The following is a 19,208-nucleotide window of genomic DNA, read 5'->3' as shown; positions in this document are numbered from 1 at the left end:
GCATAAGGTGACACTTATTTGCGCTATCATCTGTTTATAATATGCGCGAGTCTGGAAATACTAAATATTACTATGCTAACTATAAACCCTAAAGATGTTGCTAAAGTTGCCAGCCAATCCTTTGTCTTGCCGGATATCTGCGTGCGAATTCGGTCAATGCTAGATGACGACAATACCAGCCTCGATGATATTGGCGCTCTCATCGCTTTAGATCCCTCACTCTCATCTAAATTACTCAGGTTAGCCAACTCATCCCTATTTCGTTTTGAATCGCAAATCGATACCTTATCGAAGGCCATAGGGGTTATCGGTGGTGAAGCTTTGTATAACTTAGTGATGGCAGAGACTGCCAGTTCAGCTTTTGAGCATTTTAGTAGTGATGTAATTGATTTAAAAAGGTTTTGGTTACAGAGCGTGTATGCAGGTTTAGTGGCAAAACATCTGGCCAAAATTGCCCGCATTCGTGGCAGCGAGCGATTTTTTGTTTTGGGTTTACTGCACAATATTGGCGAGCTTCTGGTGGCTGTTCAAGCTCCTGAGCTGGCGATAAAGAGTAGCCAATACAGTGAGACCGTTTGCCCTTGGCAACAACAACAACAAGTTCTGGGCTTTGACTATGCGCAGTGCAGTTCAGAGCTGATGCAGATGTGGAGTTTACCGTCTCAACTTTACTTGCCGATTAAATATACCCATGACGAAAATAAAGCCTTAAACAACAAAGAAATAGCGGTTATTTTTTGCGCAGTCAGAGCAAGTATCGCTATGGCAAATCAAGACATGTACACTATTCATCAACTTGTTCCACCATTGGTTATCAGCGCGTTAAAGCTAGAGAACTATGATTTAAATGCGGCAGTAAAGTATGCGCTTATGGAATCGGACAATATTATTACCTTAATGCAGCCAAAGCGAAAAAAAGTTAGCTAATTAATTATTAAAACCCATAAATTAATGTTTTTACTGAGCTTTTTCCTGCATTATTTTTGCACTTTGCGCCATTAGTTTTATACAATGCCCCCTGCTTTTTACTGGCGCTAAAGCTTATATTTTTGATGAAAAAATGTTTTTTGTTACTTTTCCTATTCGCATGCCATAGTCATGCACAGCTTAATATAATGCGTTCATTATATATGGCTGAAAAACCCTCTTACGCTATCGGTCAAGACAGTGAAATGTCAATGATCGGAGAATTTGGCTTAGTGGTAGCCGCCGGCAATACCAATACCTCTACCATTACAGCAAAAATAAATACCAGCCAAGAATTGGAATATTGGAGCTATCAAGTTATCAGTGATGTCTTGTACAAGCGCAGTAGTTCAGTAGTAGAAGGGGAACGTGTAGATGCAACTTCTGCCCAGAAACTATTTTTATCCACACAGTTAGATTACAAATTACCTGACCCCAATAATCGTGTTTTTATTTATGGTGAGTATGAAGATGATCGTTTTAGCGGTTTCGATTATCAAACCTCTATTGCTGCAGGGTGGACATCGAGATTATGGCGAGACGACATTAGCGAATTAAAATACAGCATAGGACCAGGTTACGCTGTATCAAAGTTTGAACCAGTTAAAAACCTACCCGATGAACAAAGCCTAATTGTTAGAGCAGCCTTTGAATATAAACATAAGTTTAATAAGCAGGCCACATTTCGACAATTTGTTAGCACAGAAGCCGCGACTGACTCTACAAAAACCAAATCTGAAACCTCATTGTCCACGAAAATCAATGGCTCCTTAGCCATGAAATTAACTTTTGTACTTAATCACGACACCGGTGTCAGTCAAGAAACTGAAGAATTAGACACAGAAACAGCCGTGACCTTGGTTTATCAGTTTTTCTAAACTAACCAATGGGGTAGAATATTATGATTTGGTATTGCGCCAGCGCTTAAAAAACGCGTTTAATTTAATTTAAGGATATTTCATGCAAAAAACACTAGTCGTTCTAGGACTTCTCGCTTCAGGCATCGCAACTGCAGCAGACGAAGTTAAGCCCTTATCAATGGATGGTGAATTTGGTTTCATCTCTACCACAGGTAATACTGAAACCACATCTTTTAAAGGTAAATTAGCCGCTCACCAAGAACTTGATATGTGGAGTAACGACTTTTCTATAGAAGGTCTGTATAAAAAAGATGATGTCGCCGGTGTGTCCCAAACGACAGCGCAAAAATACTTTATGTCTGCGCAAGGTAACTATAAATTAGATAACCCCGACCACCGTTTGTTTGGTTTTGCATCTTATGCTGACGACAAATTTAGTAGTTATGATTATCAGGCTACCCTAGCAGTAGGTTGGCAACAAAAATTATGGGATGATCCTAGCAGCAGATTTAGCTACAGCATAGGTCCGGGTTATTCGTTTGCGAAAACCAATGACGGAGTGTCTGAGAATGGTGTTATCGTCAGGGGAGCAATAGATTATCAATGGAAGGTTTCTGATACTGCGACTTTCAAACAGATACTGTCTAGCGAAGTCGGTAGTAACAATACAAAATCAAAATCAGAAACCTCGTTATCAGCTAAAATTAATGAGGCACTTTCTTTGAAGGTATCACTGCTGATGGATCATAACTCTGATGTTGTCGAAGGTAAGGATAATCTTGATACACAAACAGCTGTAACCGTTGTTTATACCTTTTTCTAAACCTAGACTCTTCTAAACTAAGTATGATGAAAAAAGCCAACTGGAATAAGTTGGCTTTTTAGTTTCTAAACGCTTAAATAAATTTCAGCTTGATGATTTTTTACAAGGCTAATCTAATCAATCAGAAAGGTTAGCTAATACCGCTTGAGCCTCAGCTATTTGTTGCTGATCGCCATTATCAATAATGTCTTGCAACAATTCGACCGCTGAATCATGCTCACCAATTTCAATATAGGCATGGGCAAGATCTAACTTTGCGCCAAAACCACTGTCATCATCTACATCAATAGATTCACCATCCTGTGGGTCTCCGAAGAAAGATGCAAGTGGCGCTGACAAATCAAAATCTTTATCCGTGGTCGTATCATTTCCCTCGTCGAAACTATCATTTAGTAAAGCTTCGACATCTAAAAAATCATCCTCATCGCTACTATCAGTCACTTCACTGTCAGAATTGTCTTGTGTGGAAGGCTCTGAAAGCAGAGCTGAAATATCTAAACCGTCATCAGCCTCTAAGTAATCTTTGTCATTGCTGATATCAATAGAATTAAGTAACTCATCAAAATCTGCGTCTTCAATTTCTTCCAGTACGGAATCATCTTCAATATTACTTTGTAGTTGACTCTTCTTGCTCTTGGCAGAATCAGGGTGCTTATCTTCCGTTAGCCAATCGCCCAAACCAGGGAAATCATCCAGTGAGTCATCCGCTGTCGACTCAGCTAAGGGCTCATCATTTTCATTATCTTCGCTGAGGGATTCAGCGTCAGAATCAAGATCAGCTAAGGCTTGTTCTAATAATGAATCATCTGGTTCTTCAGACTCAATCTGGCTATCGCTAGACTTGTGTTCCAAATAATCTTCAGCGACTGCCCCAAACTCCAAATCGTCTAGTGAATCCAGAGGGTCTTTTTTATTAGAGGTTAAATCTTTTAGTACTTCATCTAATTCTTGGTGTTCAAAATCTTCTAACGCTTTTTCTAACTGATCTTCATCGAGGCCATTATCGTTTTGAGATTGTTGCTCAAATTGTGCGCTTTGCGCTTCTGTGCTCTGTTCTTCAGCTTCGTCGACTGCATCGCCGTCGTCCAAGTCTTCGACGTCATCGATTTCATCGACTTCATCGTTTTCTTCGACTTCATCGCTTTCTTCGATTTCATCGCTTTCTTCGACTTCATTATCTTCTTCGACGTCATCGCTTGCTTCGACTTTATCGCTTTCTTCGACTTCATCGCTTTCTTCGACTTCATCACTTTCTTCGACTTCATCGCTTACTTCGACGTCATCGCTTTCTTCGACTTCATCGTTTTCTTCGACTTCATCGTTTTCTTCGACTTCATCGCTTACTTCAACTTCATCGTTTTCTTCAACTTCATCGTTTTCTTCGGTTTCATCGCTTACTTCGACTTCATCGCTTTCTTCGATTTCATCGCTTGCTTCGACTTCATCGCTTTCTTCAACTTCATCGTTTTCTTCGACTTCATCGCTTTCTTCGACTTCATCGTTTTCTTCGACTTCATCGTTTTCTTCGACTTCATCGTTTTCTTCGACTTCATCATTTTCTTCGACGTCATCGCCTTCTTCGACTTCATCATTTTTTTCGACTTCATCATTTTCTTCAACGTCGGCTAATACTTCAGCTTGCTCTAATTCTTCAGCCTCATCAGCCCCTTGTACGTCGCTAATTTCTTGAGCATCCTTAGCTTCTTCAAGGTCGTATTCAGTTTCGTCGATATCATCTATAGAGGTATTTGCCGTCTCTTCGTCTACGTCCAAAAAGTCTGGTTCAAAACCAGCATTTTCATCAAAGCCAGCGGCTAAACTGTCCTCATCGAGTTTCTGTATACTGGGTTGTACCGCAATGTTTTCCTCAGTTTCATCTTCGTCGTCATCACCGAATTCACCCAGCATATCGCGCATTTGTTCAACTTGTTCTAACTCATCAAGCAGATTGCCGGTTAAATTATCTATCTCAGCATTTTGAGTCGAAATTTCGTTATCTAGCTTTTGTAATACGTCTTCATTGATATCTTCGTCTTCATCAGATATCACCTCTGGTGTGATAGGCGCTACTCCACCTTCAAATAATTCATCAATGCTTATTTCAGGTGGCTCTTCTTGATCTGGAATGGTGGCAATAACAGGTTCTTGTTCGTCCAAACCCTCTGCTTGTGTGGTTAAGTCATCATCTACTTGCTCAGCAACGTCTTCTTCTGGCGTTGCTGTCTCCGCCAATAGCCCATCAATATCACTATCAATTAATTCAGCTTCTGCTCCATCATCTGGGTCACTCAGCAGATCTTCCATCTCATCTTCATCAAATAAGCTATCTAGATCGTCTTGCTCAAGTTGTTGCTCACCTTCTTCAAAGGGTTCATCTGCAGTGCTTGAATCAAGCACGTCATCGCCGAGATCATCAAAGGAATCAATATCTTCCTCGAAAGAATCGTCTAAGGAATCATCTAAGGCGTCATCTAAAGATTCTCGTAACTCCTCGGCCAATACGTCGTCGAGTAAATCATCATCACCAAAGAGATTGTCATCATCAAGCTCGTCGCCTAATTCATCAGAGAGTTCGTCACTTAAGGCATCCGATAAATCATCAAGGGCTGAAGTGTGGGGATCAAGGGAAATATCGTCATCTTCAACTAGATCAAGTTCGTTAGGCAATTTTTGGTTATTGCGACGCATTAAGAAAAAGTAAGCTAATGCTCCAATGATCGATAAAGTCAGGGGTACGGTGATAGCAGCAAGCGCAAGAGGACTATCTAACCAATTTGAGTTGGCCTGCTCCTCTGCTTGTTTTGTTTTAAGTTCGTCTTCTAATCGAGAACGCGCCAGTAACTCCTCAATACTCTGGCCCATTTGATCCATTTGCTGACTTTTACTGACTTCATCAACCCGCATTTGGTCAATATCAGTATTAACTTTGTCTAGTCGTTCAAATAGCTTTTGATTTTCAGTCAATATGGCCTGAACTTGACCAATTGATTCGGCAAATTGTTGCCGAATTTCTAAAAATTGGCGTGATTGTGCCTCATCCAAGGCGCCCAATCTTTCCTCAATTAGCGCCTTAGTTTCGTCAAGATCATTTTTACTGACTTTGCTGTTCGCTGCCGCGTTGCTTAATAATTCACTCGCCAAGTCGGCATTTGCAGGAGAAGACGCCTTAGACAAGGCCAAATTGGATTGGGCAATCTTAAGTATTTGCTCATCCGCTTGAAAGCGTTCAAGTGCAGCAGCTTTATCAATTCTGAGCGCGTATCTTTCGGAGGGTAAATTGAGAATTGTGCCATTTTTAACAAGATTAATGTTCTCTTGCTCAAAGGCGTCTGGATTTAATTGGTAAATACCATACATGACCTGATAAATAGATAGGTCTTTATTTTGGCGATAGCGACTGGCTATTTGCCAAAGCGTATCGGAAGATTTAATAGGGCCATAAGTCACCCCAGAATATTGCGCTGAACTATTTTTAGGCCCTTTGATTTCGGCACTTTGAGGTTCTGCTGCGTACAGTGTTGAAATAGCAAAACTGCAACAAACGACAAATAGTCTCGCCTTGTTTAGCATATTTATTGTCAAACGGCTTGCCCCAATATTGGTTGTGTCATGTTTTGTGCGATTCCACTCAGACCTAAAAATCAATTTTATTGAGTAATACTAAAAGCTAGCCTACTCATTTTAGTTATATTCCACTACCTGCACTCACATCAGTTTTCATGTCGAGTGCCATTAAGCAAGCGTCAAACTTTTAGACTTTTTGTTTATTGCCGATTTAATGACATTATATTAACAAATGGTAAGCAAATGGTATTCCAACATTTTCTAGTCATAAACACTCAACCCAAACACTATAAACCAGATGAGAAAACGGATCTAGAATACAGCGACTTAAGTCATCAAAAAGCGTTTTTTAAAACGTATGAAAAGTCATCGGCAAATTGGCAGAAAACATAAGGGGCATTAGCTATAAACCAATGCCCCCTTAGTCGTACAAACTATATGGAGGTATTACAAGTAGTCGCGGATCAGCACTTCAGCAATTTGAATACTGTTGGTGGCAGCGCCTTTACGCACATTGTCCGAAACCACCCACATATTAATACCATTTGGGTGAGAAATATCATTGCGAATACGACCAACAAACACTTCATCATGACCACTAGCGTTACCTACTTGCGTCGGGAAGTCCTCGCGCTGTGCCATCAATTTGACGCCTGGTGCATCAGCTAACAGATTTTTCACTTCTTCAGCATCAATAGGCGAACGTGTTTCAATATGAATAGCTTCACCATGACCAAAAAAGACCGGAACACGCACAGCTGTGGCATTCACTAAAATAGTGTTGTCACCCATAATTTTTTGGGTTTCCCACACCATCTTCATTTCTTCTTTAGTGTAATCATTATCCATAAAGACGTCGATTTGTGGAATAACGTTAAAAGCGATTTGACGACTAAAGGCCTTGGTTTGCACTTCCTTACCACTTAGCAATGCGGCTGTTTGATGAGCCAATTCGTCCATGGCAGATTTACCTGCACCAGAGACAGACTGATACGTCGCCACGTTAATCCGTGCAATACCAACTGCATCTTGAATTGGTTTTAGCGCAACTAACATTTGAATAGTTGAGCAATTGGGATTAGCAATAATGTTGCGATTTCTAAAGTCGGCCAATGCATGGGCATTCACTTCTGGCACGACTAAGGGAATATCATCGTCATAACGGTAATGAGATGTATTGTCGATGACCACACAGCCTGCTTCAGCCGCCATGGGGGCGTATTTGGCTGACACGCTGCCACCCGCTGAAAAGAAACCAAGCTGTACTTTTGACCAGTCAAAGGTTTCAGCATCCAATACGGTAATATCTTTACCCTTGAATGATACTGTACCACCGGCTGAGCGTGAGCTTGCTAAAGGATAAAGTGTGTTGACCGGGAAATTCCGTTGTTCAAGAATTTCGATCATATGCTGCCCTACCAATCCGGTAGCGCCTAGCACAGCAACATCAAAAGACCGCGACATGTTTGATATACTCCTATAAAAATAAAATAAAAATCAGCCAATTAAGTCTGTAAAAAACCGAGGGCGTAGATTGCCTTTGATTCGGCAAAATTTCCAGTATTAACCTGTACCGCAGAAAACTCTCTTCTTATAGGGTAGTGTTTTCTGATATATCTAAATTGCTCTGCATTTTGCATAGCCGCTTTAAAATGTTCACTGTCAGTACTGATATTGTAAACTTCTAGTATAAAATCATTAATATTCTGCCTCAAATCATGCAGTGGATTAAAGCTTAGTTGGGTTTGTGTAGTGGGTAAATAATCACTTAAGCGTTTGGTATTGGGTAGCTGATAAAACTCACAAAGGGCTTGATATAACATTTCTGTTCCCCGTGCTTTACCCTCAATAGTATGACCGGCAATATGCGCAGTACCTAAGGCAACATAAGGGATTAGCGACAAGTTTATATCAGGTTCATTTTCCCATACATCTAAAACGATATGCCGTTTATGCCCCGCTTCAAATAAGGCTAATGCGGCTGCATTATCGACAACCTCACCTCGACAGGCATTTATCAACAATTGTTGTTCACTCAGTTGAGTCAAGCGTGCAAGGTCAAACAAGTGTTCAGTAGGATGATGTCCGCTGGTCACAAGTGGCACATGCAAGGTAATCACATCACACTTCATGATCTCTTGCATATCGACAAACTGACGTGGGTCACCTGCTTGTTGTAAAGGGGGATCGCAAAGTTTGTAGTTAACCTGAAGCACATCTAGTTTCTTTTGTAAGGCACTACCCACATGGCCAGCACCGACTATTCCTACTGTTTTGTCATGCCATTGCCAGTTAAGCTTGTCACCCATAATACACAAAGCACTCATTACGTATTCTGCGACAGCAACTGCATTACATCCTCCCGCCGATTGAAAATGAATGCCCCGCTGAGTTAGATAATCGATATCCACATGATCAGTCCCCGCCGTAGCCGTAGCAACAAATTTCAAGTTTGGACTATTGGCTAATAATGCGGCATTGACCTTAGTGGTAGAGCGCACCAGCAGCACATCTGCATCGATTAATTGTTCGGCAGTAATGGTTTTATGTGAAAAGACCTGACAATCACCTAACTCAGAAAAAAATTCTGCAGCATAGGGCATGCTATCTTCGTAATAAATTCTCATTAAATAAGGGTCTTGTTTACAGAAAAATACAGGACGATAGTATGCCACGAAGCCACACTAGGTAAAACGTAAGCGACGTTATTTAGCGAATTAATTAAGCGACAAACCTATCAATTAGCATGGATAGGCACTAATCGGATCGCGCTTATCTCTGGTTGCTTTTATCAATACACAGTCTCGTGCATCTTTAGCCTTAGCTGACTTTATTTTTACTATTCGTCCCGCGTTACTAGCGAGCTTAAAAACTCTTGATATAAGCTCAGCACTTCTTCTGGGGCCTCTAACTGCGGATAATGGCCAACATCCAACAAGGCCGTATGCGCATTCGGAATGACATCAATATAATGATCCAACATATGTCTGCCAGAAATCGGATCTTGAATGCCATTGATAAAATACAATGGCACTGACGCGTTTATCATCGCCTCTACCCAACGACCTCCCCATTCACTGCGTTCATCGATATAACGCAAAATAGCAGGCATGGCCAAATGTCCGTCATTGTATCTGATTAACTCCCATATAATATCTACATGGCTTTTTTTAGCTTGGCTCTGTTGACCAAATATTTTAGCAAAACTGGCAGTAAGGCTGTCTTTGCTTAAAAATTTAACCAACAAAGGTCCCAAACGACTTTTCAACAAACGTTGGGTTAGGAGTGGCCGATGACAGGCAGCAAATATACCGCCATTTAAAAAACACACAGACCTAAGTTGAGCATGTGTTTGCTCGCCCGTTTTGGCCCGCAAAGACTGACGATACAGTAATTCTTGCGCCACAGAATCGCCGTAGTCATGAGCCAAAATGTGATAATCGCCTATGCCTTTTTCAAGTAATAAAGCCTCATAAATATCAGCTTGTTCAATCAGGCTATAACGATATTTTTGTGGTTTAGCAGATAGGCCAAATCCAAGCATGTCAGAACAAAGCAAACTATATTCTCGCGCCAAATACTTCCATTGATAATGCCAATCCCACGAGGCACTTGGAAAGCCATGAATAAATAAAATCGTATCTTTTTTCTTGGCCAATGCAGGTGCATAAGACTGCCAGTAAGCAATTTTATGGCCACACAACTGGCTGTATTGAGCGAGTTCTTTATATCGAGCTAAGCTGAGTTCAGTCAAAATTTATTTATCATATCCAGGATTAATACGATCTAATTTACGCAAAATTCCCGGCCATGCCAAGGCCCCACCTGCAGAACGTGTTACTTGTTGCGCTTGTGTTCGTATACCGCCCAAAATTACATCCGGAATAGGCAATAAATCACAACCCGTTGACTGCGCTTTCAATTGAATTTCACAAGAACGTTCGAGTAAATACATAAAAAGAAATGCATCGGCAATACTGCTAGCACAGGTAAGTAAGCCATGGTTACGCAAAATCATAAAGTTAGTTTCACCTAAATCAGCGACTAAACGTACTTTTTCATCTGGGTTGAGTGCCACTCCTTCATAATCATGATAAGACAATGAAGACAGGGCAAATAATGATTGCTGACTTAAAGGTAATAAGCCTTGTTTGGTGGCCGAAATCGCAATGCCCGCTGCAGTGTGAAGATGAAGGACACAGTGTGCGTCTTCTCTGGCCTCATGCACAGCACTGTGGATAACAAAGCCCGCTGGATTAATATCATAATCAGATGGCATGACTTTGTTACCTTGCAAATCAACTTTCACTAAACTCGACGCTGTAACCTCCTCAAACATCATGCCGTAAGGATTAATCAAAAAATGATGTTCAGGCCCCGGCACACGAGCCGATATGTGAGTAAAAACCAAATCATCCCAACCATACATGGCGACGGCGCGATAACATGCGGCCAGATCTACCCGTAACTGCCACTCTTCAGACGAAACTTGCTGTTGAATTGAATTCATTTTATTTGCTCTCATGATTGTTAATTATTTGTCAACAACATAAGCTATCATAAGCCTATTGAACTGTCGCCAATTAGACAATTGACTAAACTAATGTGTACCGAAGCCACTTTATTACGACCAACTCTACAACAAAGCCTGTGGTTTAGTGGTTTACCCGAAGAATTGCAAGAGGCTATTGCAGCAGCAGGTGCGGTTAAGCATCTCAAACAAGGTCAATACTTGCATCGTAAAGACGATAAGGTCGATGGGCTTTATTGTTTATTAAATGGCAAGTTACGAGTCAGTAACCTGACCCTCGCTGGACAAGAACTGATACTTACATGGTTACAAGCTGGTAATTGGTTTGGTGAAATATCGATGTTCGATGGTTTACCTCGCACCCATGATGCTATTGCTGAGCAAGATTGTTGTTTATTAAAATTGTCGAATCAAAACTTCGAGCTATTGCTGCAAAATAAGCCCTGCTTATATCCTCATTTCATTCGCTTGATATGCCAACGAGTACGCACAACCTTTAAACTTATTGATGAAATGGCCAGTTTGTCATTGAAAGGCCAACTGTGTCGCCGTTTGTTACTGCTGACTGATGGCTTAGGACTGTGGCCAAATAAGCAAAGTGACGCCTTATCGCCGTCCTACACACTGGATATTTCACAAGAATCTCTCGCCCTGATGCTGCATAGCTCCAGACAAACTGTGAACAAGATTTTGCAAGAACTACAAAAAGAAGGCGTGCTTAGCGTTCACTACGGACATATCACCTTGTTTGATAAATCCAAGTTATTAAGTTTAAGCCAAGTTTAGCAATTGAGACATCTACAAATCTTTAATAAACAGTCCTATTTTTTACCACATTCAACTCAAGTAGATCGTTTGATGAGAGCCTTCATAGTAGGCTTAATGAGTAATATAAAAATCAAACCTCACTATTTCTTACAGATAAAAATAAAAGGAAGAGTAATGAAAATTAAGTCATTTGGCGGGCTATTGGCTTTGCTGAGTTTGTTGATGCACGCCGCGTGGGTGCAAGCAGCCGATACCAAAGAGCAAGACAAACGAGCGGAGTATATTCGTTCCCACTACGCAAAATATGAATATCAAATACCCATGCGTGATGGCATAAAACTTTTCACCTCTGTTTATGTTCCCTACGACAAATCAAAAAGCTGGCCGATGTTGATGCAGCGCACCCCTTATCGTGTGGCGCCTTATGGCGCAGATAAATACAAAACCAAACTTGGACCCAGTGAAATTTTCGAAAAAGAGGGTTTTATCTTTGTTTTTCAAGATGTGCGTGGCAAATATATGTCTGAAGGTGAGTTCGTTAATATGCGCCCCCAAGACGCCTATAAAAAAGGCGGTAAAGCCGCAGATGACGCAACTGACACCTATGACACCATCGATTGGTTAGTAAAAAACATTGCCAACAACAACGGCAATGTGGGTATGTGGGGAACCTCTTATCCCGGTTATTACACCTCAGTAGGGGCGATTAATAGTCATAAAGCACTTAAAGCTATCTCACCACAAGCCCCCATTGCTGATTGGTTTTTTGATGATTTTCATCGCAATGGCGCGTTTGTTGTACCCATGGCATTTATCTTTTTTGATACCTTTGACGCACCCCGCGATGGGCCACAAGCCAAGGGTATTGAAGGACGTGATTTAGGCACGCCTGACGGCTATCAGTTTTATCGAGAACTTGGGCCATTAAGTAACGTTAATGCTAAGTATTTTAAAGGTGAGCGGCCATTTTGGAACGAATTAACCCAACATCCCAATTACGATGAGTATTGGCAAGCTCGCAATGTATTGCAGCACTTTGATAACGTAAAACCTGCCACCCTTGTGGTCGGCGGTTGGTATGACACAGAAGATCTATACGGTCCTTTGTCTACCTACAAAACCATGTCGAAGAACAATAAAAAAGATAACGTGCACCTCGTTATGGGTCCTTGGTATCACGGCCAATGGAACCGCGGTGAAGGCGACAAAATGGGTGAGGCACAACTTGGCTTTGATACCAGCTCATGGTTTCAAGAGCATATTTTACTGCCGTTTTTTAAACAAAATTTGAAACAGGAAAAGGCAGCGCCTTTGGCCACCGCCACCATATTCGAAACCGGGGCAAACCGCTGGCGTGAGTTTTCAAGCTGGCCACCTAAAGCAGGAAAAGACGTGGTGTTATATATGGGTGCTGACGAAAAACTGCTTAACGGCAAAGAAAGCCGCGGTGGATTTAGTGAATATGTCAGCGATCCAAAAAAACCAGTTCCCCATTCTGCCAAAATCAGTCGCGGCTGGGATAGACCTTATATGGCCGAAGATCAGCGTTTTGCAGCTAGACGTCCCGATGTATTGGTTTTTAATACTGAAGTGGCCACTGAAGATCAAACAATAGCAGGAGCCATTGATTTAAACTTATGGGTTTCGACCAATCAAACTGCTGCTGACTTTATCGTTAAGCTAGTTGATGTTTTCCCCGGTAAGGATGTTAATACCGACAAAATTGACAAAGAAACCGGTAATCGTCATGAATTAGTGCGTTGGCATGCCATGCGTGGGCGTTTCAGAAACAGTATGAGCCAACCAGAGCCCTTTGAGTCAAACAAACCGACTTTGGTTAAGTTTGAGTTATTAGATGTGCTACATACCATCAAGCGTGGTCACAAACTGCAAATCCAGGTGCAAAGCAGCATGTTTCCTTTCATTGATATGAATCCGCAAAACTATGTTGATAATATCTTTGAAGCCAAGCCTGAAGACTTTGTTAAAGCCCAGCATAAGCTTTATCACAGCGAGGAGTTTCCAAGCTCAATTCAATTTAAAGTGATCGAAAACTAAGCTTCAGATCTCAGAAACTAAAAAGCCGTTCAACTGAACGGCTTTTTTATACTGCTCAAACCTAAATGTTTAGGCTTTGTATTTTTGCATGACTAAGGTTGCATTTGTTCCACCAAAACCAAAGCTATTTGACATAACCGTGGTTAACTCAGCTTCACGTGTTGTCGTAACCACATCCATACCGATGGCTTGCTCATCTAGGGTTTCGATATTAATAGATGGTGCTATAAAGCCATTTTCCATCATTAAAATACTGTAGATAGCTTCGTTAACACCTGCAGCACCTAGCGCATGGCCTGTCATTGCTTTAGTGGCACTGAAAGGCGGGACTTTATCGCCAAATACTTCACGAATAGCCCATAACTCTTTCACATCCCCTACCGGCGTAGAAGTACCATGAGTATTAATATAATCGATAGGTTTATCTAAGCCTTGCATTGCTTGTTGCATACAACGCATTGCGCCTTCACCTGAGGGAGCAACCATATCAGCACCATCAGATGTGGCACCGTAACCAACAATTTCACAATAGATTTTTGCACCGCGAGCCAAGGCATGTTCGAGTTCTTCAACTACCACCATGCCACCACCGCCAGCCCCAACAAATCCATCACGATTAGCGTCGTAGGTACGTGACGCTTTAGTCGGATCATCATTGTATTTAGTTGACAGCGCGCCCATAGCATCAAATTCTGCCGACAAAGTGTAGTGAAGTTCTTCACCGCCACCAGCAAAGATAATGTCTTGCTTACCCAGTTGGATTTGCTCTAGGGCATTACCAATACAGTGAGCACTGGTTGAACAAGCTGAACTGATTGAGTAATTCACCCCTTTAATTTTAAAAGGGGTCGCTAAACAGGCTGAAACTGTACTGCCCATACAACGAGTCACCATGTATGGCCCAATACGTTTTACGCCTTTTGCGCGCAATATATCGACCGCTTCAACTTGATTTTGCGACGAAGCACCACCCGAGCCGGCTATAATACCGGTGCGTACATTGGAAACCATGTCATCCGTCAAACCAGAATCATCAATAGCCTGCTGCATCGCAACATAGGCGTACCCAGCCGCATCTCCCATAAAACGCTTTATTTTACGGTCTATGACTTCATCTAGATTAATGTCAACTTTACCCCAAACATGGCTACGCATACCCGCCTGTTCGAATTCCTCTGAAAAAGTAATGCCCGAACGCCCTGCTTTTAACGACGCTGTGACTTCTTCTTTATTAATACCGATACTGGATACTATTCCTAAGCCAGTGATAACCGCTCTTCTCATGCTTAACCCTTCAACAAAAATTTGTCGCATATTTTACTGATTTTACAGTGTAAACTGGTCTGCTCTTTACACTGTCTCGGTAATTTGAATATTTACTTGTAGTAGGTAAGACCCACTAAGATGAGTTTGTTACCTAACGTCCTCTACCTTAAACTATCCGCGAATTGAACACTAGCGCATGTTGCATCGTAACGAATGATTAATTGATGACACACAATGGGAAATCTTGTTTTTGAAAATAATTAATGCTGAAATCCATTTTAATGGAAATGGTACTCCCTTTGCCAAAAAATTCGATGATTTGTATTTTTCCGATGCCTTTGGCCTAGAGGAAACCCATCATGTGTTTCTGCAGCACAACCAACTTCCTCAGCGCTGGCAAGGTTGGCAAGACCGCCAATTTACTATTGCAGAAACAGGCTTTGGCACCGGACTCAATTTTTTAGTGACCTTAGCCCTTTTTGCTAAGTTACGGGCTGATGGCGCAATTCCAGAGTTTAATCTGCATTTTATTAGCATTGAAAAATACCCAATTAAAAAATCTGAATTAACCTTAGCCTTAAGCCGCTACGTAAGTTTAGCCCCTTACAGTGAGACGCTAATTAAGCAATATCCACCTAATGTTGCGGGTTGCCATCGATTGACGTTTCTAGACGCCAGTGTAGTGTTAGATTTGTGGCTAGGCGATGTACACGATGTATTACCACAAATATCGACTCCGCCTGAGGGCTTAGTTGATACTTGGTATTTAGATGGTTTTGCTCCGAGTAAAAACCCTGAAATGTGGACTGACTCACTCTTTAGCCAAATGGCACGATTAGCCAAGAATAACTGTCGTTATGCGACTTTTACCGCATCAGGAATAGTTAAAAGAGGATTAACGGCAGCCGGGTTTAGCGTTGAAAAAGTGCCAGGACATGGTCAAAAACGCCATAACCTCTGCGGTGTACTAAACGATAAAGCACTAATGCCATGGCCAAAGCCCTATTATGCCAGGGCGTCTTATCAGTCAAGTAGCCTAGATAACATGCTCAGAACGCCCCCTCGCATCGCGATTATTGGCGGAGGATTAGCCGCCGCTAACTGTGCTTACGCTTTATCAAAAAGAGGGCTGATTGCCGATATATATTGCAAAGATGAAAACTTAGCCCAGGGTGCTTCAGGTAATCATCAAGGTGCGCTTTATCCGCAATTAAATGCCATCGCGAATATCAGCAGCCAGTTTTATGCCCAGGCTTATCTCTACGCGGCTAATTTTTACAAGGGTTTGGCGACACAAAATGTGCCATTCGCCCACCAGTGGTGCGGTGTGTTTCATGCCGCATTTAATGACAAAGTACTTGATCGCCAACAAAAATTAATCGAACACGATGTGTGGCCCCAAGAACTGGTCAGCGCTTTAACACCAGAGCAAGCATCAAAGGTTGCCGGTGTCGACTTGCCTTATGCAGGTTTATATTTTCCTCATGGTGGCTGGCTCAACCCACCTGAACTCGTCTCTGCCCTATTGCAACAAGCGAAGAGTCGCATGCATACCAGCAACAAACTACTTAACATGGTGCGCCATGAAAAAACGTGGCAATTGCACTTTGAACAACAGGCGCCTATTGAGGCTGATATTGTGATAGTGGCAACAGGCAGCGAGTTTGCAAATATTGAACAAATAGCAGATTTACCCTTACGCGGTGTCCGCGGCCAAGTTGAATACATTGATACCACAGATAAACTCACCCAGCTTGCTACCGTTATTTGTCACAAAGGTTATTTAACCCCCGCCCACGAAGGCCTGCATGCCCTAGGCTCAACTTACAAAAAACAAGACTTTTCAACAGACTATCGCCCGCAAGAGCAAACAGAAAATCTAGCCATGCACCAAACTTCACTCAAGCACTGTGATTGGGTAGAAGAACTAAAAGGTCAGGCTAATGGCAGAGCCGCCACTCGCTGCAGCACCGCGGATCATCTGCCAATGGCTGGTGCTATTCCAGATATCAATACCCAGCGTCAACAGTTTTGGGATCTGTATAAAGCATTACCCGTGGGGCATTATCCCATCGCCGCAGACTACCCTAATTTATATATGCTTAATGGTTTAGGCTCTCGAGGATTAACCACCGCTCCGCTTTTGTCAGAAGTCGTTGCTAGTCAGATTTGCCATGAGTCAATACCATTGTCGACGCCACTGCTGGATGCGCTTAACCCCAATCGTTTTTTAATTCGTGGACTCATACGACGGGAAATAAGTTAATTGAGTCATGCCGAAGTGGTTCATAAGTAGTTGTTTTTCTAATGGCCGTTTATCAAACTAAGAAGCGTCGCCCCCCCCCAAGTAATTGCAAATATGAGAAATGGGATGTAATAGCAAATATACTCACTCACCTAAAGACAAAAAAGACAAGGTCGCCTAGAGTGATTTTGAATAGCTCAAAGTAAAATATAGAGACGTTTTTTTATAAATAAGTAGCACAACAGAGGGTTTGACGGCAAAAGCCATAGACCTGTAAACGTACTTTTATTTACATCTTCCTAATCATTGATTTACAGCAACGCCGTCTTAGCTTCAGCGTCCTCAATACCAGCTTGGGCAGCAAGGTCAACTTGCTTGAGCTTGCTTTGATTTATCCGTAAGGCTAAATATAAGTCTGAGTGAATATAAATCCCTTCACTACCTGATTTTATCCCCGCCTGCTCAAACCAAGCCCTTAGCTGACGCTTTCTACCAGCGATTTCAAAACGTATGCCTCGTTTTCTGAAAATAACATCTAAGTCGGCCAACATAGCCATAACACTAAGATCTTGATGAGTAAAACAGGATACCGCATCAATTATCACCACTTCAATGTCGTCTTTTTGTCTGGCATATTGCTCTAGCAGTCGCCGTTTAAAATAGCTCGCATTAAAATACGTCAGTGGTGAGTTAAAACGATAGATAAAAATGCCTTGAATAGCTTTTGCCTTATCACTTGCATCTAAACTTCTCACCACGCCTTTAATATCGACGCCCAGTATTTGATCGGTTGGGCGCATTACGGTGCGAATAAATTGGAATAAACCCAGCAATACCGCAAGGGTAATGCCCGGAATCACACCAATAAAAAGCACCGCAAGAAGAGTGATAGAGGCTAGGTAAAACGCCTGTTTGTCGCGCAGTCTTAGCTGCCAAACCGCTTTTAGATCTAAGAGATGTATGGAAGCAATAATCAGCACTACGCCTAATGTTGCACTGGGAATAAACTGCAGTGGTGCAGTTAAAAAAATAGCAATTATTGCAATGATTGCTGCAGCTATTATTGAGACTAATTGGGTTTTACCACCATTAGCATCATTCACCGCGGTGCGGGAGTCTGCACCGCTTACCGCAAAACCCTGAGATAGCGCAGAAGCGATATTGGCAAGACCTAGCGCTTTAAACTCTTTATCTGCATCAATGTCATAACCATTTTTTGCAGCAAAACTACGCGCAGTTAGCATCATACTAACAAAGCTTACTATAGCTAAGTTAAGTGCCGGCATGACTAACTCACGAATAATACCGAGATCAAATACAGGTGCTTGAAACAAGGGTAAGCCGCCGGTTACCATGCCAATACTCTTGACGTCATACTGCTCTAAGTTAAATAACCAAACCAAAATTGCGCCAATGGCTATCGCAAACATAGCGGGTGGCCAGCTAGGTTTCAAACGTTTCATACCAAAATAGATGCCGACAGTAAGCAAGGCCATTAATAGGCTAGGAAAATGGGTTTGGGACAGATAGGAGGGCACGCTCCCGAGACGCTCTAACAAATCTTTTTCGTCAAAGGTAAAACCAAGTACCTTAGAAAACTGGCCAACAATAATGGTAATGGCCACGCCATTTAATAAACCCATTAAAATGGGCTTAGATAAAAAATCTGCCAATACACCTAACTTAAACCGACTGGCAATTAAACACCAAAAGCCAGTCATGGCAGTCATAGCAATCACTAATTGCCAATGTTTAACGACGTCTCCTGCTGCCAGAGGAGTTACCACAGCGGCTATAACTGCACAGGTGGCGGCATCGGGGCCGACTATTAATTGTTTAGAGGTGCCAAATAATGCGTAAACTAGCATAGGGAGCACACAGGAATACAAGCCTACCGCGGCATTAACGCCTGTGAGCTGGGCATAAGCAATAGCCACAGGTAAAGCAACTGCTGCAACCGATAAGGCGGCTTTTACATCATCAGAAAACCAACTACGTTCATAATTAAGCAAGGTATTCAAACCCGGCATAAAATCACACAACCGTGACAACACTGTATTTTCCTTGCAAGTATAAAAAAGGTGTCTTGTTAAAAACAAAGACAGCAGAATTTTTTGAGCCGACTAA

Annotated in this window: 13 protein-coding genes; 6 read left to right on the top strand and 7 right to left on the bottom strand. The window is 42.0% G+C overall.

Annotated features, from left to right (window positions below):
• Window positions 1-72 precede the first annotated feature (72 nt).
• From ABKW31_RS01260 to ABKW31_RS01250, 3 genes are all read left to right on the top strand, one after another.
• Window positions 73-927 (top strand): HDOD domain-containing protein, encoded by an 855-nt coding sequence (locus ABKW31_RS01260; protein ID WP_348614328.1) that lies wholly within the window; start codon window positions 73-75, stop codon window positions 925-927.
• A 188-nt stretch (window positions 928-1,115) separates the two neighbouring features.
• On the top strand, window positions 1,116-1,844 hold the full coding sequence (locus ABKW31_RS01255; RefSeq protein ID WP_348614326.1) for a DUF481 domain-containing protein: 729 nt from the start codon (window positions 1,116-1,118) through the stop codon (window positions 1,842-1,844).
• Window positions 1,845-1,926: 82 nt separating this feature from the next.
• Window positions 1,927-2,649, top strand: coding sequence for a DUF481 domain-containing protein (locus ABKW31_RS01250; protein ID WP_348614324.1), 723 nt, complete (start codon window positions 1,927-1,929; stop codon window positions 2,647-2,649).
• Between the two features lie 117 nt (window positions 2,650-2,766).
• On the opposite strand, the gene ABKW31_RS01245 is transcribed toward ABKW31_RS01250, so the two are convergent.
• The 5 genes from ABKW31_RS01245 to ABKW31_RS01225 all read right to left on the bottom strand — a co-directional run bounded on the left by ABKW31_RS01245 (window position 2,767) and on the right by ABKW31_RS01225 (window position 10,723).
• The gene (locus ABKW31_RS01245) at window positions 2,767-6,231 is read right to left on the bottom strand and encodes a FimV/HubP family polar landmark protein (RefSeq protein ID WP_348614323.1); all 3,465 of its coding nucleotides are present in this window, start codon (window positions 6,229-6,231) and stop codon (window positions 2,767-2,769) included.
• 429 nt (window positions 6,232-6,660) lie between these two features.
• The gene (locus ABKW31_RS01240) at window positions 6,661-7,677 is read right to left on the bottom strand and encodes an aspartate-semialdehyde dehydrogenase (protein WP_348614321.1); all 1,017 of its coding nucleotides are present in this window, start codon (window positions 7,675-7,677) and stop codon (window positions 6,661-6,663) included.
• 41 nt (window positions 7,678-7,718) lie between these two features.
• Window positions 7,719-8,840: a 4-phosphoerythronate dehydrogenase gene (locus tag ABKW31_RS01235; RefSeq protein WP_348614319.1), complete on the bottom strand. Its 1,122-nt coding sequence runs from the start codon at window positions 8,838-8,840 to the stop codon at window positions 7,719-7,721.
• Between the two features lie 212 nt (window positions 8,841-9,052).
• Window positions 9,053-9,967, bottom strand: coding sequence for an alpha/beta hydrolase (locus ABKW31_RS01230; protein ID WP_348614318.1), 915 nt, complete (start codon window positions 9,965-9,967; stop codon window positions 9,053-9,055).
• 3 nt (window positions 9,968-9,970) lie between these two features.
• Window positions 9,971-10,723: a class II aldolase/adducin family protein gene (locus tag ABKW31_RS01225; protein WP_348614317.1), complete on the bottom strand. Its 753-nt coding sequence runs from the start codon at window positions 10,721-10,723 to the stop codon at window positions 9,971-9,973.
• A gap of 81 nt (window positions 10,724-10,804) precedes the next feature.
• On the opposite strand from ABKW31_RS01225, the gene ABKW31_RS01220 reads away from it, so the two are divergent.
• Together ABKW31_RS01220 and ABKW31_RS01215 are read left to right on the top strand one after the other, a co-directional pair.
• Window positions 10,805-11,530, top strand: coding sequence for a Crp/Fnr family transcriptional regulator (locus tag ABKW31_RS01220; protein WP_348614316.1), 726 nt, complete (start codon window positions 10,805-10,807; stop codon window positions 11,528-11,530).
• Between the two features lie 156 nt (window positions 11,531-11,686).
• Window positions 11,687-13,570, top strand: coding sequence for a CocE/NonD family hydrolase (locus ABKW31_RS01215; protein WP_348614314.1), 1,884 nt, complete (start codon window positions 11,687-11,689; stop codon window positions 13,568-13,570).
• A 69-nt stretch (window positions 13,571-13,639) separates the two neighbouring features.
• Here ABKW31_RS01215 and fabB read toward each other — a convergent pair whose 3' ends face one another.
• The gene (gene fabB, locus ABKW31_RS01210) at window positions 13,640-14,854 is read right to left on the bottom strand and encodes a beta-ketoacyl-ACP synthase I (protein ID WP_348614313.1); all 1,215 of its coding nucleotides are present in this window, start codon (window positions 14,852-14,854) and stop codon (window positions 13,640-13,642) included.
• A 232-nt stretch (window positions 14,855-15,086) separates the two neighbouring features.
• Between fabB and mnmC the strand changes: the two genes are divergently transcribed.
• Window positions 15,087-17,102, top strand: coding sequence for a bifunctional tRNA (5-methylaminomethyl-2-thiouridine)(34)-methyltransferase MnmD/FAD-dependent 5-carboxymethylaminomethyl-2-thiouridine(34) oxidoreductase MnmC (mnmC, locus tag ABKW31_RS01205; RefSeq protein ID WP_348614312.1), 2,016 nt, complete (start codon window positions 15,087-15,089; stop codon window positions 17,100-17,102).
• Window positions 17,103-17,392: 290 nt separating this feature from the next.
• Here mnmC and ABKW31_RS01200 read toward each other — a convergent pair whose 3' ends face one another.
• Window positions 17,393-19,135, bottom strand: a complete 1,743-nt coding sequence (locus ABKW31_RS01200; protein WP_348614310.1) for a SulP family inorganic anion transporter — start codon at window positions 19,133-19,135, stop codon at window positions 17,393-17,395.
• Window positions 19,136-19,208: the final 73 nt, after the last annotated feature.

This window comes from Paraglaciecola sp. 25GB23A (assembly GCF_040012495.1).
Classification (GTDB): domain Bacteria; phylum Pseudomonadota; class Gammaproteobacteria; order Enterobacterales; family Alteromonadaceae; genus Paraglaciecola.
The sequence above is the reverse complement of the archived record's forward strand: the minus strand, read 5'-3'. Positions and strand labels throughout refer to the sequence as shown.